This is a genomic window from Campylobacter sp. 110 (assembly GCF_002383965.1).
Lineage (GTDB): Bacteria > Campylobacterota > Campylobacteria > Campylobacterales > Campylobacteraceae > Campylobacter_D > Campylobacter_D coli.
The window spans coordinates 1-18,815 of sequence record NZ_NXBD01000021.1 but is presented as its reverse complement, the minus strand read 5'-3'; the positions used below and the strand labels follow the sequence as shown (position 1 = coordinate 18,815).

General features: G+C 31.6%; 17 protein-coding genes and 5 pseudogenes. 17 read left to right on the top strand and 5 right to left on the bottom strand.

The window, feature by feature from the left end:
* Positions 1–209: 209 nt before the first annotated feature.
* From BGS43_RS02455 to BGS43_RS09735, 6 genes and pseudogenes are all read left to right on the top strand, one after another.
* Positions 210–1,877: an L-lactate permease gene (locus BGS43_RS02455; protein ID WP_002825552.1), complete on the top strand. Its 1,668-nt coding sequence runs from the start codon at positions 210–212 to the stop codon at positions 1,875–1,877.
* A 152-nt stretch (positions 1,878–2,029) separates the two neighbouring features.
* Complete coding sequence (locus tag BGS43_RS02450; protein ID WP_002778775.1) at positions 2,030–2,767, top strand: (Fe-S)-binding protein; 738 nt, start codon at positions 2,030–2,032, stop codon at positions 2,765–2,767.
* Positions 2,764–4,203, top strand: a complete 1,440-nt coding sequence (locus BGS43_RS02445; protein WP_072236954.1) for a LutB/LldF family L-lactate oxidation iron-sulfur protein — start codon at positions 2,764–2,766, stop codon at positions 4,201–4,203. Before BGS43_RS02450 ends, BGS43_RS02445 begins: the two co-directional genes overlap by 4 nt.
* Positions 4,196–4,852, top strand: a complete 657-nt coding sequence (locus BGS43_RS02440; RefSeq protein WP_025398621.1) for a LutC/YkgG family protein — start codon at positions 4,196–4,198, stop codon at positions 4,850–4,852. The genes BGS43_RS02445 and BGS43_RS02440 overlap by 8 nt, the downstream gene beginning before the upstream one ends.
* Before the next feature lie 229 nt (positions 4,853–5,081).
* A pseudogene (locus BGS43_RS09740) lies at positions 5,082–5,403 on the top strand (hemerythrin family protein); the annotation flags it as partial.
* Positions 5,403–5,651, top strand: a complete 249-nt coding sequence (locus BGS43_RS09735) for a hypothetical protein (RefSeq protein ID WP_180753337.1) — start codon at positions 5,403–5,405, stop codon at positions 5,649–5,651. The pseudogene BGS43_RS09740 and the gene BGS43_RS09735, both read left to right, overlap by 1 nt.
* Positions 5,652–5,892: 241 nt before the next feature.
* Here the strand turns inward: BGS43_RS09735 and BGS43_RS02430 are convergent, their stop codons facing one another.
* From BGS43_RS02430 to mqnF, 3 genes are all read right to left on the bottom strand, one after another.
* Positions 5,893–6,924, bottom strand: a complete 1,032-nt coding sequence (locus BGS43_RS02430; protein WP_002826150.1) for a Cj0069 family protein — start codon at positions 6,922–6,924, stop codon at positions 5,893–5,895.
* Between the two features lie 112 nt (positions 6,925–7,036).
* A complete protein-coding gene (gene sppA, locus BGS43_RS02425; protein WP_002784833.1) occupies positions 7,037–7,933 on the bottom strand; it encodes a signal peptide peptidase SppA in 897 nt (298 codons plus the stop codon).
* On the bottom strand, positions 7,921–9,150 hold the full coding sequence (gene mqnF, locus BGS43_RS02420; RefSeq protein WP_057044742.1) for an aminofutalosine deaminase family hydrolase: 1,230 nt from the start codon (positions 9,148–9,150) through the stop codon (positions 7,921–7,923). Before mqnF ends, sppA begins: the two co-directional genes overlap by 13 nt.
* Before the next feature lie 93 nt (positions 9,151–9,243).
* Between mqnF and aroQ the strand changes: the two genes are divergently transcribed.
* Genes aroQ through fliY form a run of 8 tightly spaced genes read left to right on the top strand, consistent with a single transcriptional unit; the run spans position 9,244 to position 15,471 of the window.
* Entirely contained in the window at positions 9,244–9,732 is a 489-nt protein-coding gene (gene aroQ, locus BGS43_RS02415; protein WP_002784836.1) for a type II 3-dehydroquinate dehydratase, read from the top strand.
* 2 nt (positions 9,733–9,734) lie between these two features.
* Positions 9,735–10,217: a 2-amino-4-hydroxy-6-hydroxymethyldihydropteridine diphosphokinase gene (gene folK, locus BGS43_RS02410; protein WP_002826148.1), complete on the top strand. Its 483-nt coding sequence runs from the start codon at positions 9,735–9,737 to the stop codon at positions 10,215–10,217.
* A complete protein-coding gene (gene flhF / locus BGS43_RS02405) occupies positions 10,218–11,648 on the top strand; it encodes a flagellar biosynthesis protein FlhF (RefSeq protein WP_025398617.1) in 1,431 nt (476 codons plus the stop codon). It abuts the gene before it with no gap.
* Positions 11,641–12,507, top strand: coding sequence for a flagella biosynthesis ATPase FlhG (gene flhG / locus BGS43_RS02400; protein WP_025398616.1), 867 nt, complete (start codon positions 11,641–11,643; stop codon positions 12,505–12,507). The genes flhF and flhG overlap by 8 nt, the downstream gene beginning before the upstream one ends.
* A 19-nt stretch (positions 12,508–12,526) precedes the next feature.
* Positions 12,527–12,883 (top strand): hypothetical protein, encoded by a 357-nt coding sequence (locus BGS43_RS02395; RefSeq protein WP_002784842.1) that lies wholly within the window; start codon positions 12,527–12,529, stop codon positions 12,881–12,883.
* Entirely contained in the window at positions 12,864–13,556 is a 693-nt protein-coding gene (locus tag BGS43_RS02390; protein ID WP_002826143.1) for an RNA polymerase sigma factor FliA, read from the top strand. The genes BGS43_RS02395 and BGS43_RS02390 overlap by 20 nt, the downstream gene beginning before the upstream one ends.
* Entirely contained in the window at positions 13,556–14,632 is a 1,077-nt protein-coding gene (fliM, locus tag BGS43_RS02385) for a flagellar motor switch protein FliM (protein WP_002826142.1), read from the top strand. Before BGS43_RS02390 ends, fliM begins: the two co-directional genes overlap by 1 nt.
* Positions 14,629–15,471 carry a flagellar motor switch protein FliY gene (gene fliY, locus BGS43_RS02380; RefSeq protein WP_057991724.1) on the top strand — a complete coding sequence of 281 codons (843 nt, stop codon included), beginning with the start codon at positions 14,629–14,631 and terminating at the stop codon, positions 15,469–15,471. Before fliM ends, fliY begins: the two co-directional genes overlap by 4 nt.
* 48 nt (positions 15,472–15,519) lie before the next feature.
* On the opposite strand, the pseudogene BGS43_RS02375 reads toward fliY, so the two are convergent.
* Positions 15,520–16,120 (bottom strand): annotated as a pseudogene (locus BGS43_RS02375) (C39 family peptidase).
* Positions 16,105–16,959: a hypothetical protein gene (locus tag BGS43_RS02370; RefSeq protein ID WP_072228253.1), complete on the bottom strand. Its 855-nt coding sequence runs from the start codon at positions 16,957–16,959 to the stop codon at positions 16,105–16,107. The pseudogene BGS43_RS02375 and the gene BGS43_RS02370 overlap by 16 nt, the downstream one beginning before the upstream one ends.
* Before the next feature lie 128 nt (positions 16,960–17,087).
* Here BGS43_RS02370 and BGS43_RS10235 point away from each other — a divergent pair.
* From BGS43_RS10235 to BGS43_RS10225, 3 pseudogenes are all read left to right on the top strand, one after another.
* Positions 17,088–17,611: pseudogene (locus tag BGS43_RS10235) on the top strand (bacteriocin).
* A 69-nt stretch (positions 17,612–17,680) separates the two neighbouring features.
* Positions 17,681–18,001 (top strand): annotated as a pseudogene (locus BGS43_RS10230) (Cj0814 family flagellar-dependent secreted protein); the annotation flags it as partial.
* Between the two features lie 621 nt (positions 18,002–18,622).
* A pseudogene (locus tag BGS43_RS10225) lies at positions 18,623–18,815 on the top strand (hypothetical protein); the annotation flags it as partial.

The window sequence follows — 18,815 nt, the reverse complement described above, 5'->3', positions numbered from 1 at the left end:
CAAAACAAAAAAGATTTTACTCTCATTATAGTTATATTTTTATATTATATTTATATTTTTATATACTCTATATGTTACCAAATTGCACAAAATGATACACAAGAAGCCTTATGATTTTTCTTAAATTTTAATTTCATTATATATATTTTAAGAATTTGCTAGAATGAAGAGAAACTTTAAATAAAATAAAACAAAGGAGAAGACACATTATGTGGCAACAAATTTATGATCCGTTTAATAGCATTTGGCTCAGTGCCTTATTTGCTTTTTTACCTATTCTTTGCTTTTTAGCTTGTTTGGTATTTTTCAAGTTAAAAGGTTATCAAGCGGGTTTTTTAACCGTGGTTTTAGCAAGCGTCATAGCTTTATTTGTTTATGATATGCCTTGGAATTTAGTAGGTGCTAGCTTTGTACAAGGCTTTACAAATGGTATGTGGCCTATAGCTTGGATTATTATCGCGGCTATTTTTCTTTACAAACTTTCTATCAAATCAGGTTCTTTTGAAATCATTAAAAAAAGCGTGATGAGTATCACTCCTGATCACAGAATTCAAGTGATTTTAATAGGTTTTTGTTTTGGTTCTTTCTTAGAGGGTGCTATAGGATTTGGTGGTCCAGTAGCTATCACAGCAGCTCTTTTGGTGGGACTTGGCTTGCGTCCTTTACAAGCAGCAGGACTTTGTCTTATAGCCAATACCGCACCTGTTGCTTTTGGTGCTGTGGGGATTCCTATCATCGCTATGGCAAATTTAGTAGGAGTTGAAGCTCATTCTGTATCTGCTATGGTGGGTAGAATGCTTGTTCCACTTAGCCTTACTATACCTTTTTTTATAGTGTTTTTAATGGATGGTTTAAAAGGGGTAAAAGAAACTTTCCCTGCTATTTTAGTTGCCGCATTAAGCTTTACAGCAACGCAATTTTGGAGCTCAAATCACTTAGGCGCTGAACTTCCTGATATTATTTCAGCTATTGTGTCTTTAGCAGTTACAACTATCTTTTTAAAATTTTGGAAACCAAAAAATATTTTTAGACTAGATGGAGAAACTCATTTTAGCGAAGATAATACCTTAAATTTTGGTGATGTGTTAAAAGCTTGGACACCTTTTATTTTACTTATAGTTTGTATTATCATTTGGACTCAACCTTGGTTTAAAGCTATCTTTGATAAAGATGGTTTTTTAAGCTATACAAGCATTAGCTTGCAATTTAGCAATCTTACAAGCGGTATTTTAAGTCCTTCTATTACAGGTATAGGTGAAGCCAAACCTCTTTCTTTAGGACTTGGAATCGATCTTATCAATGGTAAAAGTGTAGCTCAAGCAGGAACTGCGATTTTACTTGCAGCTTTTTTAACCATAGCTATTTTAAGAATAAAAGCTGAAGATGCTGCTGAATGTTTTTGGGCAACCCTAAAAGAAATGGCTATCCCTTGTCTTACCATAGGTTTGGTTGTAGCCTTTGCTTTTATTTCTAAAAATAGTGGTATGAGTACTACTTTAGGACTTGCTTTTGCTCATACAGGAGATGCTTTTGCATTCTTTTCACCTATTATAGGTTGGATTGGAGTTTTCCTAACAGGATCAGATACAAGTGCTAACTTACTTTTTGGAACCTTGCAACAAGTAAGCGCTCAAAAACTAGGTATTAGCGAAGCTTTATTTTTAGCAGCTAATTCAGTAGGTGGGGTTGTTGGAAAGATGATCAGTCCACAAAGCATTGCTATAGCTTGCGCAGCCGTTGGACTTGTAGGCAAAGAATCTGATCTTTTCAAATTCACACTCAAATATTCTATAGCTTTTATCATTTTAATAGGAATTTGGACTTGCATTATCGCATTCTTTTTACAAGGAATCATTCCAGAGGTAGTAGCCAAATAAAAACAAACTTGCAAGATTTATTCTTGCAAGTTTAAGCAAGTTTTAAATGAAAAAATTTTGAAAATATTTTTATCATTGATTTAATTTTGATTTTATTTTTCTAAAGTTAGAATAATTGTTTATATTAAATCTCTTAAAATGAAGGAGAAGAAATGAAAAAGGTATATTTTTACGCCACATGCTTAGGAACTGCTGCCATGCAAGAAAGCGTTCTTAATGGTATTAAACTTTTACGCCGAGAAGGAGTGGAAGTTATTTTTAAAAAAAACCAAACCTGTTGTGCCCAACCCTCTTTTAATTCAGGATATTTTAATGAAAGTCGCGAAATAGCTTTATATAATGTAGATTTATTTGACAAAGATTATCCTATCGTTGTACCTAGTGGATCTTGTGCGGGTATGATGAGTCATGATTATAAAGAGCTTTTTAAGGATAGACCTGAATTTTCTAGAGTGAAAGATTTTAGCTCGCGTGTTATAGAACTTTCACAATATCTTGATGAAGTTTTAAATGTAAATTATGAAGACAAAGGAGAACCTATTAAAGTGACTTGGCATTCTAATTGCCATGCTTTAAGAGTTCAAAAAAGTATACAAGCAAGTAAAAATCTCATTAGAAAACTTAAAAATGTTGAACTTGTAGAATTACAATATGAAGAAGAATGTTGCGGTTTTGGGGGAACTTTTTCTGTAAAAGAACCTGAAATTTCAAATGCTATGGTAAGAAATAAGATTAAAGATATACAAAATACTGGAGTAAAATACCTCATCAGTGGAGATGGTGGCTGTCTTTTAAATATAGATGGAACTATGCGTAGAATGGGTTTAGATGTTAAAGGCATACACTTGTATGAATTTTTATTTAAGCGTTTGGAAGGAGAGAGATTATGAGTCAAAAAATTCCACACGAAGAAATTGTTCATATTAAACTAAACGACATTCAAATGCGTGAAAATTTGATGACTGCTATGCATACTTTGCAAAAAAATAGACTCGGGGTCATTGATGCAAGATTTAGGGATTGGCAAGGATTAAGAGCTAAAGCTAAGCAAGCTAAAAATAATGCCTTAATGAGCTTAGAAGAAAGACTTTTAGAATTTGAAAAAAATGCTACAAAAAATGGCATTAAGGTGCATTGGGCAAGCAGCGATGAAGATGCCTGTGAAATCGTCTATGAAATCATGAAAGAAAAAAATATCACCAAGCTTTTAAAAGGCAAGTCAATGGCAAGTGAAGAAATAGGCCTAAATCACTACCTAGAAAAAAAAGGTTTAAAAGCTATAGAAACCGATCTTGGAGAGCTTATTTTACAGCTTAATGAAGAACCTCCTTTGCATATAGTTGTCCCTGCTATTCATAGAAATCGCCACGAAATAGGTCAAATTTTTAAAGATAAACTTGGTGCAAAATTAGAAAATGACGAACCTGAAAGCTTAAATGCCATAGCAAGAGATCATTTAAGAAAAGACTTTGAAGGCTTAAAATTAGGACTTAGTGGTGTAAATTTTGCCATGTCAAGAGAGGGGGCTTTTTGGCTTATAGAAAATGAGGGAAATGGTAGAATGTGTACCACAGCACCCGATATTCACATCGCACTTTGTGGTGTAGAAAAAGTTATGGAAAGCTTTGAAGATGCAGCAACTATGGTTTCTTTACTTACTCCTTCAGCCACAGGACAATTTATACCTACTTATAACAACATTATCACAGGCCCACGAAAAAATGGGGATTTAGATGGCCCAAAAGAAGTGCATGTGATTTTATTTGATCACAATAGAACCAAAATGCTAGCTCATAAAGATTATTATGAGGCTTTGCGTTGTATTCGATGTGGGGCTTGTATGAATTTTTGCCCTGTTTATGATCAAATCGGCGGACACGCATATCAAACCACCTATCCAGGACCTATTGGTGAAGTCATCAGTCCAAATATTTTTGGTATAGATCACACAGGTGATATTTTAAATTTCTGTTCGCTTTGTGGACGCTGTTCAGAAGTTTGTCCGGTGCAAATTCCTTTAGCTGATCTGATTAGAAAACTAAGATGCGATAAGATAGGACAAGGAGAAAATCCACCTATGGGTGCAAAAAATATCCATCATAATGCAATGGAAGCCTTTGCATTTAAGCAATTCAAAAAAGCAGCAACAAAAGGTGAAAGATGGCGTTTTGCACTTTCAAAAGCGCATTATTTTAATTGGTTTGTGCAAAACTTATCAGGAGCTTTACCAGTGATTAAAAAATGGTATGCTTTTAAAGAATTACCTCAAATCAAAAAAGATCTATATAAAGAAATTCAGGCCATAGAAGGAGTAATTTATGAGTAAAATCAATGAAATTTCTAACAAAAGTAAAGAAAAAATTTTATCAGCACTCAATGAAGCTTATGAAGCAAAAGATTTTACTTATCAAGCCAGTATAGATCCTGTAGAGCATATTCAAACAAAAGAAGATGCCTTAACTGAAATGAAGCAAAAAATGAGTGATAATAAATACATTGTTGAAAACGCTACTAAAGAAACTTTGGAAGAAAAAATCAATGAAATTATCACAAAATATAATTACAAAAAAATGATATATGGCACTGATTTAGGCTTAGATTTAAACAAAATTCAAGCCGAAGAAAAAATTTGCTTTGATAAGGAAATTGAAAATTTACGATATGAAGTTTTTCATAGCGATTTTTCTATAGTTCATGCAAGAGCTGGAGTAAGCTCTCATGGCGTTGCTTTGATACCTTCAAGCAAGGGACAACCTAGAATGCTAAGTCTTGCACCTAAGCTTTGTATAGTGTTATTAAAAAAAGAAGACATAGTAAAAAGCCTTAGCGAAGCTTTAAATTTAGTAAAAAAAGAAAATGAAATTTTACCTACTAATATTTTATTTATCGCAGGTCCTTCAAGAACAGCAGATATAGAATTAATCACTGTTTTTGGCGTTCATGGGCCACAAATTGCACATATTATTATTTACTGATTCTATACTAGAATCAGTAAGTCTTAATTTTTAATATTAATTATATATATTTTTATATTATATAAATATAAATAAAATAAATAATTTCTAATTAATAATATTTTAATAAAATATTATGTAATATTTCACTCAAATATATTAAATTAATTTTAAATATAAAAATTAAAGAAGGTGCCTTTAGATAAAACTAATTCCAACTTGGAATGAAAAATACAGTATTCATGACACAATGATTGACATTCAACACCAAAAACTTTTTGAACTTGCAAGCAAGGTTGAAAGTGCTGTTTGTAAATTTGCAAAACGAGAAGAACTCAAAGAAATTTTAACAGAACTTTTTAACTATATGAAAAAACATTTTAGTAATGAAGAAGATTACATGCAAGAAATTCATTATCCTTATTTAAATAAACACAAAATCATGCATAAAATATCATTCGTGATATGTCTTATCTTATACAAAACATAAAATCAACCAATGATTTAAAAGAAAAACTTTACACGGTTTCTAAAAAATGGCTCTCTCTTAGAACATATACTTTATGAAGATATGAAAGTTGAACAATACAGAAGATCTTCTTTAACTTCTGAAGATGATGGGGAAGTAAGCTTTGAAGAAGTCAAAGAAGAAAAAGATGATGAAAATACAGTTTATCTTTATACATGCGAATGCGTAGAACAAATGCATGATGTACCATTTGAAATTCATCAAAAAATTCAACTTAAGGGCGTAAAATTTAAATGTAAAAAATGCAAAGAAGCCATACAGTTTTATAAAAAATATTCATCAAATTTCTAATTAACTATTTATGCGTTAAAATAATAAATTAAAGTATAAGTTAGACAAAGAAGGAAATTTAATGGATAAAAAATAAAATATTTTATTTTGGATAAATTTGACTATTCCTATCCTATACTAACCAAAGATACAAAATGCTCATTTTGTGAAAATTTTTTCCCGATAGAATATAGCTCAAACTTAAAAACAATAGAAAAAGAATGTCCATTTTGCAATAATAAAATGGACATTAAACTAAAGACTAAGCCTTAGTTTTACTTACAATATTAATAATATTTAAAGCTACTTCATCAGCAAGTTCTAAATGAGAAGTAAAGCCTACACAAGAACAATTAATCTCGCCTAAAACATATTTATCATTGCCCTTTTCATCAGTATCTAAAATAAAATCAGCCGTCCAAATCAATGGTAAGTCGTAATTGCCTAATTTTTCCCTTACCTTAGGAAGTTCTCCTAAAAACATATCTACCAAATTTTGCCAATCCTCGGGTTTATCATAGCGGTATTGCGCCCCACTAAAAAGCGTTGCAGAAAAAGCATCGGCATCTTCAGCTGGTTTTTTATGAACTACATTTACAGGAGTGTTATAAAGCATTAAAAGTCTTATCTCTCCTTCTTTAATGCGTGGTAAAAAAGTCATATCTACAAGCATACCATTATCGCCTATAATGTATTGCTCACAAAAATCCATAAATTCACCCAGTTCTCTATGCTCTACATGATTGTCTTTTGCTTCGGTACATTTGATTTTAGTATCTAAAGGCAAAATATCTCCTTTTACTTCGCCCTCTACACTCACACGCCAAATTCCCTCACCTGTAGAACCGCGATTTTGTTTTAAAACCCTTTCTCCCTTAGCTAAACTTTTTGGAAAATTTTCTTTAAAAGTCTTGATATCATAGTATGCATAAGTATCACTTGGCACAAGATCTGTATCTGCAAGTTTTGTTAAAGCGTCTTTTGCTCCATAACCTATCATCGCATCAGGATGAGGCATACCCACAAGACCTTCTTGGCAAAGTTTTCTTAACATATCAAAATACTCATTTTCTTCTTTAAGATTGCCAGGATTAATACGCGAAACATAACCATCAAAATTTTCTTTTACATAGTTATAAATTTCATTCTTTTTGCCTACTTCAAAAAAAATCACCTCGGCATTCCAACCCTTAGCTTTTAAAGCATTTACCATAGGCATAGTATCTTTTCTATAGCCATCTTCACCCTTATCGCTGCCGCCTCTAACCTCAAAAAAGACTATATTTTTTTTCATTGTACTGCTCCTTTTAAGTTAAAATATAAACAATTATTTCATAAAAATATTATAAAAGTTAAACGAATAAGAGGCTTTTTCTCCTATAAGATATAAAAAATTTAGAATTATTTTATTTTAATTCTAAAAAATTCGCATTCAATCTAAGCACAGTATCACTTATCACTTTACCTAAAAAATTGGAACTTTGACTCTCTAAACGATTTAAAAATCTATCGATTCTACCCTCTTCTTTCCAAACAGGATTTAAAACTTTAGCAAGTTCTTGAAGTTCTTTTTTTGCATTTTCATAATTGCTTAATTCATCAATAAGTCCTAAATCTTTTGCATTTTGTGCTAAAAACACCCTTGCATTTGCCCAATCTTTTCTTTTATCTAATTCCAAATCGCGTTCTTTGGCTACAAATTCTGAAAAAAGATCATAACTTTCATCAATCAAATTTTGCAAAAATTCTCTCTCTTCTTCACTCCAAGCCCTTGTAAAAGTTCCTGCACTCTTAAATTCCCCTGCTTGTATGGTTTGTTCTTTAATCCCTATTTTCTTAGCCAACTCACTCAAATCAGCACCCTGCATAATCACACCTATAGATCCTATAAAACTAGCAGGATTTGCCAAAATTTTATTTGCTCCTACTCCAGCCAAGTAACTCCCACTCGCCATAGTCCCACTTGCATAAGCTATAACAGGTTTCTTAGTCTTTAAATCCTTAATAGCCAAAGCTAGCTCCATACTTGGAGCAAAAGCACCCCCAGGAGAATCTATCACAAAAAGCACGCCTTTAATATTATCATTATTTTTAGCACTGATAATTTTTTCCAAAAGTTCTGAGCTATCTAATATCTCGCCTTTTAAGTCAATGCGTTCTAAATTTGCATATGATGAGCTTGAATTTGAGCTTGGTGCCAAAAGCCAAATCACGATCAACAATAAAACAAAAGTTTTAAAATAAGTATTGATAAATTTTATCACGCTACCCAAACCCTTAAAAAATGATTTTAAAATTTGCATTCTTTTCCTTTTATAAATATTTTTTGCACTTCTTTAGCATTTAAAATAAATTGCAATGGCGCTTGCTCCTTGTTGCATTCTCCTAATTCAAATACACTAAAATCAGCCATTTTTCCTTGCTTGATTTCACCTAAATTTAAATTTAAAGCTTTAGCTGGATAAAGCGTTGCCATTTGTAAAAGCTTAGGAGCTAATTTTAACAAATCAAAATCTGTATGCACAAGCAAATTAGCACGCATTTCATCTAAAATCGATAAAGAAATATTAGAACTTAAACCATCTGTACCCAAATGGATATTTAAGCCGCTTTTTAAAGCCTTTTTTAAATCAAATGTTTTTTGACTCAAAAGACGATTTGAAAAAGCACAATGAGTAATAGAATGTAAATTTTTATCAAGCAAATCCATTTCTTTTAAATACACACAATGGGTAAAAAGCGTCCTAACACCTTTAAATAATTGAATAAATTCACTAGCTTTATAAAGTGGCTTAGGATCTGGCGTAAAGTTTTTAAACCATTCTTTAAACCCTCCTTTTGCCTCTTTAAGCCAAGCATTTTCAGCCTTACTTTCTAAAAAATGCGTACTGATTAATAACTTTTGCTTTTTAGCAAGATTGATTGCAAATTTTGCAAGCTCTGGATGAGTTGAATAAGCAGAATGCACAGAAATAGCAGGTATAAAAAACTCATCTTTAAATTTTAAAGATTTTTCAAATCTTGTTAAAAACTCTTGTTTTTTATCTTGAATTTGGGCTTCATTTATGCCTAAAATTTCATTAAAAAATACAACACGCATTCCATTTTGACTTGCTCTAACACAAGGATTTAAATCGCTGCCAAAGCTTGAAATTTCACCTATGGTACCTATACCGCTTTTTTGCATTTTTTGAATGTTTTTTAATATAAGCTCTTCTTTAGCTTGCTCATTTAACATAGAACGAGAGTTCATCACGCTTTTAAGCCAAATTAAAAATTCTCCAAAATGCAAAGTAGTCGAATTTGCGCTAAATTCTAAATGGGTGTGCGGATTGATAAAAGCAGGCAAAATGACGCAATTAGGGCTTGTTTTTATAAGTTTAGCCTCTGGGTATCGTTTTTTTAATTCTTCTAATTCGCCTAATTCTAAAATTTCATTCTCAAAAACAAAGGCTTTGTTTTCTAAAATACTAAATTGCTCGTCACATAAAAAGATATATTTTGCACTGATTATATACATTCTTTTTTTCCTTGAATAAAATCACATTGTAGCGAAAATTTATTTTAAAATGTTATAATAAAAGGTTAAAAATAAAAATTTTAAGGCAAAATTATGAAAATAATGGTCATCCAAGGCCCAAATATCAATATGCTAGGCGTAAGGGAAGTTAGAATTTATGGTGCAATGAAAATGGAAGACATTCATACTCAAATGAAGATGGCAGCTTCTCAAAACAATGTTGAATTAGATTTTTTTCAAAGCAATTTTGAAGGCGAAATTGTAGATAAAATTCAAGAATGTCTTGGTACAGTAGATGGTATAATCATTAATGCTGCAGGCTATACTCATACTTCAGTAGCCATCCGCGATGCGATTTCTGCAGTGGCTTTACCTACGATAGAAGTACACATCAGTAATGTTTATCGCAGAGAAGAATTTCGTCAAAAAAGCCTTATAGCTCCTGTATGTTCTGGATCTATAGTAGGATTTGGTCCTTTTGGTTATCATTTAGCTTTAATGGGCATTATTCAAATTTGCGAGCAAGTAAAAAATTTGCATGCTGCGCAAGCACAGCAAATGCAAGCTGGGGCTCAAAATTAAAAATGCTAAAAATAAAAGGAGCAAGACGACTTGAAACAAGCCGTTTTTTTCCTTATTTTAGCCAAAACAAAAAAGAATTTAAATACCTTGCTCTAGTAGGCCTAGGAAGCAATATAGAGCCAGAAAAAAAAAGGTTTAACAAGCTTTTTCGTGTAATGATGGAGGATAGAAGGTTTAAAATTTTAGCCACATCTCCATTTTTGATCAATGAAGCTTTTGGTTTTAAAGCTCAAAAAGATTTTACGAATGCAACAATGCTTATACAAACAAACCTACACGCAAGAGCTTTTTTGAAAGTTTTACTTTTTTATGAGCTTAAATTTAAAAGAAAAAGAACTTTCAAAAACGCTCCTAGAACACTTGATTTAGATCTTTTATATTTTTCACAAAAAGTCAAGCGTGATGAGGGGTGTATGGTGCCTCATATAGGGGCTAATCAAAGAATAAGTGTAATTTTGCCCTTGGGCTTAACAAAAGGATTGTAAATGGGACAACTTATCCATACCTTTACTGTAGAAGATACAGAGCAAATTATCCCGAAAGTAAAAGAGGATTATGGCGACAAAGCTTTAATTATTACCAATAAACAAATTCGTCCCAAAACACTTAACCGCGCTGCTCTTTATGAAGTAATGGTTGCTATAGAAGAGAGTGATTATGAAGAGCATTTGAAAAAAATGGGGAAATCCTTACCTCCTAAAAAAACTATCGCTAAAACTTTAGAAAAACAAAATCTTGAAGAAAAAGTCAATGCTTCAATACCACAAAATAACGAAGATGAAGATGTGATTCTTGATTTTTCAAATACTAGGGCAAATTTAGCAAAAATCAAAACTAGCGACACTAATTACCAAGACTTTCCACAAAGTAAAATCAATCCTAATCCCACCATGGGTTTTAACGATTTTAAAGAACGCTTAAGTGAAGTAAGCAATGAAATTTCAAAAGTAACCAATACCCCTTTGGTAGATAATTATGTGCCCAATCCAAACTATAATAAAAAAATAGAAAATTTTGAAAAACAAATCAATAAGCTTAATGATAAAATCGATTTACTCGCAGACATGATGTGGGATGAAAAAGCAGAAGCTCGCAACAATCTTATCATCCCGCCTGAATTTGCAACCATTTACAAAAAAGCCAAAGAAAGTGGTATGCTTGAAAAGCATTTAGAAGCTATCATGAAAGCCACTATAGAAAATATGCCTGCGGCTATGAAAACAAACAAAGACGCTGTGCAACGATATTTTTATTCTCTTTTGAGAAATATTTTACCTTGCAGGGTAGAAAGTGAAATCAAAAAACAAAAAATTATGATGCTTGTAGGCCCAACAGGTGTTGGAAAAACCACAACTTTAGCAAAGCTAGCTTTTCGCTATGCTTATGGAGATAAGCGCTATAAAACAGGTATAATCACTTTAGATACTTATAGAATCGGTGCTGTAGAACAACTTTTCCAATATGCAAAAATGATGAAACTTCCTATCATCGATAGTATAGAACCAAAGGATTTGGACGAGGCGATTAAAAGTCTTAATAATTGCGAAGTAATTTTAGTCGATACTATAGGAAATTCGCAATACGATCAAAACAAACTTGCCAAAACAAAAGAATTTCTTATGCATTCAAACGCTGAAATTGATGTTAGTCTAGTCGTTTCTGCTAATACCAAACACGAAGACTTGATGGAAATTTACAAAAATTTTTCATTTTTAAATATCGACACCCTTATCATCACAAAATTTGATGAAACCAAAGTTTTTGGAAATATTTTCTCTTTAATTTATGAAACTAATATCCCACTAAGCTTTTTCTCTACAGGACAAGAAGTGCCTGATGATATAGAAGTAGCCAATAGCGATTTTTTAGTTCGCTGTATCTTAGAAGGTTTTAACAAAGGAAAAGATAATGAATAATCAAGCCAATAAACTCCGTAGCCTTATGAATCAAAATGGAGGAAAAAAATCACAAAACACTCATTTTATAGCGATTACAAGTGGAAAAGGTGGAGTGGGCAAAAGCACCATTAGCGCAAATTTGGCAAATGTACTTGCTAATAATGGATATAAAGTAGGACTTTTTGATGCAGATATTGGCTTAGCAAATCTTGATGTTATTTTAAATGTTCGCATTCAAAAAAATCTTTTACATGTTTTGCGCGGAGAATGCTCTTTAGAAGATATTTTGATCGAAGTAAAGCCAAATTTATGGCTCATCCCTGGTGAAAGCGGTGATGAAATTTTAAAATACAACGATAAAAACATTTATGAAAGATTTTTAAATCAAGCAAGTATTTTAGATGAGCTTGATTTTCTTATCATCGACACAGGTGCGGGTATTGGTGGAAATATTTTAAATTTTTTAGAAATGGCTGATGAAGTTATAGTAGTAACTGTTCCTGATCCTGCTGCGATTACCGATGCGTATGCAACCATTAAAACCACTTCTAAGACAAAAGAAAATTTACTAATGCTCTTTAATGTTGTAAAAAATGAAAATGAAGCTTTAAAAGTTTTTGAAAATATTAAAAAAGTTGCAGATGCAAACATTAAAAATCCTTTAAATTTAGAATTCTTAGGTCATTTAAGCGCTTCTAAAGATGTAAGTGGTAGTATTAAAAAAAGAACTTTATTTAGCGATGAAAACACAGCCTCAAGTGATGAGATTAAAGCCCTAGCTTCCAAGCTTTTATATAGATTGGAACAGAAAGTGCTTGATAATGTCACAAGTCGAAGTTTTTCAAATTTCTTTAGGAAAATCATCGAACGATTCTAAGCAATAAAGAGAAGATATTATGAGACCTGAAAATTATGTAGCATTTTTCACCGTTTGCGGATTTTTTATAGGATTGGCTTTTAGTATTATTAGTATAGAAGAAGCTTTTGATATTTTAATTTTTACTTGTTTTATTACTTTTATGTTTTATGTTTTTATACACATTGCTATTATGAATTTTATCGATATCAAAAAAATCAGTGGGCGAATTTTCAATAAACATGATTATGAAAAGACTAGCAATAATATTATAAATGACTTAGTCATTCGTGAAAAGAAAATGGATATAATCTTAGAAAAGCTTAACGAAGAAAGAGAAGAGCTTAAGAAAAACGAATCAAAAGAAAGACGCAAAAATGCAAAAAGAGCCGCCTAAAGCCTATGCTCAAATGATAAAAGATGAACAAGATCAGCTAGTTTTATCCTATATGCCTGCACTTCGTGCAATGGCTTTTAGGCTAAAAGAACGCTTGCCTTCTAGCATTGATGTAAATGATCTAATTAGCATTGGCGTTGAAGAAATGATCAAGCTTTCACGCCGCTACGATAAAGAGCAAAATGATAGTTTTTGGGGATTTGCTAGAAAGCGTGTTAATGGCGCTATGCTTGATTTTTTACGCTCTTTGGATGTAATGAGTCGCAATAACCGTAAAATCATTAAAGATATTGATATTTTAATCGACGAATATTTTAGAGAACATGAAGAAGAGCCTGATGATGAATATCTAGCTAAAAAGCTTGATTTGGATGTAGAAAAGATTAAAGAAGTGCGCATCGCACATGCCGTTAGCTATACTTTACCCATTGATGATCAATTAGAGCTTTATAATGAAGATGATACTTTAGAAAAATTAGAAAAAGAACAACTTTTAGAAAAAATTCACGAAGTATTAGAAGATCTTAAAGAACGCGATCAACTCATTATCCAACTTTATTATTATGAAGAGCTCAGTCTTAAGGAGATTAGTGAAATTTTAGAGATTAGCGAGAGTAGAATTTCACAAATTCATAAAAAACTTTTAAAAAAACTTAGAGAAAGGCTAGTGTAATGGCAGAAATACTCTCCCAAGAAGAAATTGACGCTCTACTTGAAGTTGTCGATGATAATACCGATACGCCTATAGCCTCTGAAAAAGATGAAAAAGATGAAAGAAATGTAGTCGTATATGACTTTAAGCGTCCAAACAGGGTATCTAAAGAGCAACTTAGGACAATTAAAGGTATACACGATAAACTAGCAAGAAATTTAGCTTCTCAAATTTCGTCCATTATGAGAAGTATTGTTGAAACCAAACTTCACTCGGTGGATCAAATGACTTATGGTGAGTTTTTGATGTCGCTACCAAGCCCTACAAGCTTTAACGTTTTCTCTATCAAGCCTCTTGATGGAAACTGCGTTTTAGAGATTAACCCAAGCATTGCTTTTCCTATGATAGATAGACTTTTAGGAGGTCAAGGCGATAGCTATGAGGCTTCGCGAGAGCTTACTGATATAGAGCTTAATTTGCTTGATTCTATTTTGCGTATCATCATGCAAAGACTTAAAGAAAGCTGGGCTACAGTAACTGAAATTTATCCTAGTATAGAAGCTAAAGAATCAAGCCCCAATGTTGTACAAATCGTATCGCAAAACGAAATCGTTATCATGGTGGTGATGGAAATCATCATAGGAAATTCAAGCGGTATGGTAAATATCTGCTATCCTGTTGTCCATTTAGAAAGTATCTTGAGTCGTTTAGCAAACCGTGATATTATGATGGGTGAAACTTCGGCTAAAAAATCGCGTAATAAAGAGCTTAAAACTCTCATCGGTCGTGCTGAAGTGGTATATGAGGCAATTTTAGGAAAAACCTTAATTAATGTTCATGAATTTTTAGAACTTAAACAAGGCGATATTTTAAGGCTTGATAGAGAAGCAGACGATAAAGCTATAGTAAGCATAGATAAAAAAGATGTTTTCTTAGCACAAATTGGATTGCATCGTTTTAGAAAATCTATTAAAATTTTAGAACTTATACGCACAGATAAAGATGAAATCAAAGAAATTTTGGAAAAATACGAAGAAGAGCGTAAAGCTAAAGCCAGTGTTTATGATGAGCCTGAAGAGGAGGATGAAGAAATATGATCAATGATTTTTTAAAAATGTTTACAAATGAATGCATCAGCACTATTGAAGGTTTAACAGGAAAAAGTGCTGAATTTAGCGAATATAAAGAATTTGATGTCAATACAAGCGATACTTTAAAAGCACCTTTAGTGTATGCTATATTTAATATAGCAAATGGTGGAAAAATAGGAATTTTAGCTGGTGCTGTTTTAATGAGTGCTATTGGTGAATGGATGATGGGTGAAGAAGAGATCACCAAAAACGATAAACTAGGTCCTGATGAAATGGATGCAGCTAAAGAAGCTATCCAAAACATCGTTTCAGCATTTTCTACAACCTTAGGAGCCCAAAAAGACATTCCAAAAATGGATTTTAGCATAGAATCTTGTGAATTTGTGCCCGAAAGCGTAGATTTTAAAGATTTTAAAAAATTATTTTTATATGATGTAAAAATAGGCGATTTAGAAGAACAAGTTTCTTTAGCTATGGATCAAACACTTCATAACATCCTAAGCGGGAAACCTGCTGAAACAGGAAATACAAGCGCTGATTCTAATCACAATACTGAAGAAAAAGCGATAATGCTTAGCGAAGAGCTTAAAAATATCAATCTTATCATGGATGTGCGTTTGCCTGTTCGTGTGCGTATAGGCAATAAAAAAATGCTTTTAAAAGATGTTTTAACTATGGATATAGGTTCAGTTGTGGAGCTTAATCAACTTGCAAACGATCCGCTTGAAATTTTAATTGGGGATAAAAGAATTGCTTATGGCGAGGTAGTAATTGTCGATGGTAACTTCGGCGTTCAAATTACAGAAATTGGTTCTAAAAAAGAAAGATTAGAACAACTAAGATAAAAAGTTTTAGCCTACAAATTAAGAATAATAAATATAAACGAATTAAAACTAAAACAAACTAAAAGGTCTAAAATCAAAATGTAAAGATTTTGGAGTGTTTAGTTTGAAAGGTTTTAACTCTTTTTTAGGAGCAACAATTAAAGCATAACCGCCTTTATTATATCTATCCCAAATACTAAAAAATTGATTTTTGGAACTTATATATTCTCCATGACTTGGATCAAGCACTTGTAAATAATTACCTTTATGATTAATAATTACCACAAAATGTGGAAAGCGTGGATCATCTTCAATTTTTACAAGCATTGGAATATTTACAAGTTTATCCAAGTTTTCTCTATTGATTTGATATGAATTGCTTTGAAAGCCCAGTTTTTTAACTGCATCGCTTAAATCTGCAAAGCTTACCATATCCGTATAAAGTTCTTGTCCGCTCATAATCTTTAAAAGTTCAAGTTCATCAAACTTTTTTTGATCATCAAGTATATTAAGTAAAGTTGCTAAAGATGAAGCCCCACAAGATTGCTCATAAGTTTGTCTTATTACTCTTTCGTTTTTAATTTCTTGATAAGACTTAACTACCCATTCGGCTTTTGCACTCAAAGCAAGAATGGGTAAAAAATAATAAAATTTTTAGAATTTTTTCCATAAGCTTATCCCAAATATGCTATCAGGAGAAGCAGAGCTTCCTCCAAAACTAGCATTAACAGAAACTGCGGTATCTGAATTAATGCTATAAGTAGAACCTAAACTTAAAGTTGGAATAGAACGCACTTCAGAATTTTGATAGCCATTGATTTTTTGTTTCATTTGAAATCTTTGCTCTGCTCCTAAATCTAAAGTAATTTTAGGACTTAGAATAATAGATAAATCCCCACCCACATAAATACTATTTCCATACTCTATTTTAAGGGTTTTAAATTTTCTTGATTGATTATAACCAAATCCTGTATAAATACTATAAACCACAGGATCGCTATATCCCCTTAAACTAGCTTGTAAGCTTTGTGATTTTAGATAAAAGTTTTTGGTTTGATTGATTGCTTTTTCTCTTTGAACAACTGCAGTTTGAAAGGTAATTTGTGGAATTAAATCTGCAATGCTATCGCCTGTATAAATAAAACCTAGCCATAAACTATCAAAACCTATTCTGTTTTTACTAGAATACTCATTTGTAAAAAAGTTTGTATATTCTTGTCTTGCATAACTTCCGCCCCCTGAAATAAGTATGTCAAACTTAGGTGTTAGGGTATAAATGAAAGTTTGAGTTAAAAACACTTGCTTTGTATCATTCCAAATTGTAGGATCTCCGCCTATTGTTATATTAGGATAAAGAGAATACGAGTTTGCATTTCCTGTGCTAAGTAAAGAAAAGCTTGTAATGCTTCTTAAGCCTATTTGCTTTTTAAATAAACTGTCTATATTTAGTTCATCACTAGCAAAAACACAATTAACTAAAACCATAAATACTAAATAAATCTTTTTCATTGTTACCTTTCTAAATATTTTCAAATTTTTTTAAAAGCAATGAATGTTCCAAATAAAAAATTTGATTTTAATATATAATTTGTGATATTATTCAAATAAAGAGTAAAATAATTAAATAAGGAGAAATTATGCTTAAAAAATTAGCAAGTTCATTGATTTTAGGTTCTTTGTTGGCAAGTTCTGCTTTTGCTGGGGATTTTTTAGCTAAAGTTAGTAATGGTGCTTTAAGTGATAATTCTCAAGGAGTTAAGGCTCTTAATTTAGATGAGATGAAAAAGGAGAATTACAATATATAGCAAATTATCTTAAAGGGAATACTAATGCACCACAAGGACTTTGTGGCATAGATCAAACATCTTGCTCAAATCCTAGTAAAAATAGATTAATAGCATTTTTGCAAGTAACACAAAACTCGCTCTCTTTGCTTCCTACTTACATTGTTAAAAGACAAGTAAAAGTTTCTGACTTAGGACAACCTTATGTGCTTTTCACTTATGGGGTAGGTGCTTATGATCCAAATACTTATCAAATGTATAAATTTAATTCTAGCTCAATGTTAAATAACAATATGATTATTAAAGAAATGGCTAATAAATATAAAGAATATATGGAAAGCCAACTTGGTGGCTGGACTGCTAGAGCTAGAAGATAAAAAACTTATGAAAAAATCATTTTTGCCGATTTATCTTATAAATAAAACTTTACTTACAGGAAGGCAAAAATGATTAATGGTATAAATTCTTATTCAAACTACAATTACACAAATAATACCTCAAATACAAAATCATCTAATGTCATAGCAAATAATAACCTTGTAAGTGATAAATCACAAGCGGTAGATAAAATTTTAGGTTATGGCGTAGATAAAGATGGCTTTTTTACAAGCGATTTTAATGAGAAAGCAGGTATTCCAAAAGATTATAAGATTTATGCAGATGGTTTAAATAATTTTGTAAATAACTTTATTAAAAGACAACCTTTTTACTCTCAAATAGACATTGCCAAAACAATAGGAGATGCTTATAACTCTTTTTCTTCTTTTGTTAAAGATAAGGGATTAGGAGAAAGCTTTCAAGAACAGGATTTAAAAAATCTATCCCAAAAAGATGGGGTAAATTATTGGCAAGAATTACAAAGCGATAATGCTTTCATTTGGAAGCTTGCTGATAAAAATATAGCGGATTTGGGTTCTAATAAATATCAAATACATGATAACAAAATATCTAAAGGTGGTGCTTTAATTGCGTTTTTTATAAATAATCTTAGCACAATTAAAGGACAAACAACCTTACTGGGTAAATTAGCTGGACTTAATAGCGATACGGACAACAATGAAATAAAAGAATTTTTGTCCTTTATGAATAAAAATCCCTTAAAATATTCCTACGAGCAAGATGGCTGGGGCAATCCTATGGGAGATAGTTTATCAATATGGAATTATATAAATAGAGCTAAAAATTTAGGAGATGATAAACTAATAAAAACTATTGAGAATTTAGGAGATGAATACAATAAGCTTATTAATTCTAATATGAGCCTAGAAGAATTTAAAACTAAATATCTTGATTTTAAACAAAGGCACGATGAGTTTGTAAAATCACTAGAAGAAACAGAAAAGGCAAAAGGTGTAGATTATAGCAATCCTTTAAAAAATACAAATAACAAAGAAACTTCAGAAGAAGACAAAGAAAAGCCTTTTAAACCTATACAAGCAGAAAGTAAAAACAAAGAAACTTACAAAGATGATAATGTAAGAAACGAGCTTGTAAAAAAACTATTAGAAGGTAAATTTAGCACAAGCGATGAGTTAGAACTTCTTTTTGGTATGAAATTTAGTGATGATGATGCAGGAGAAT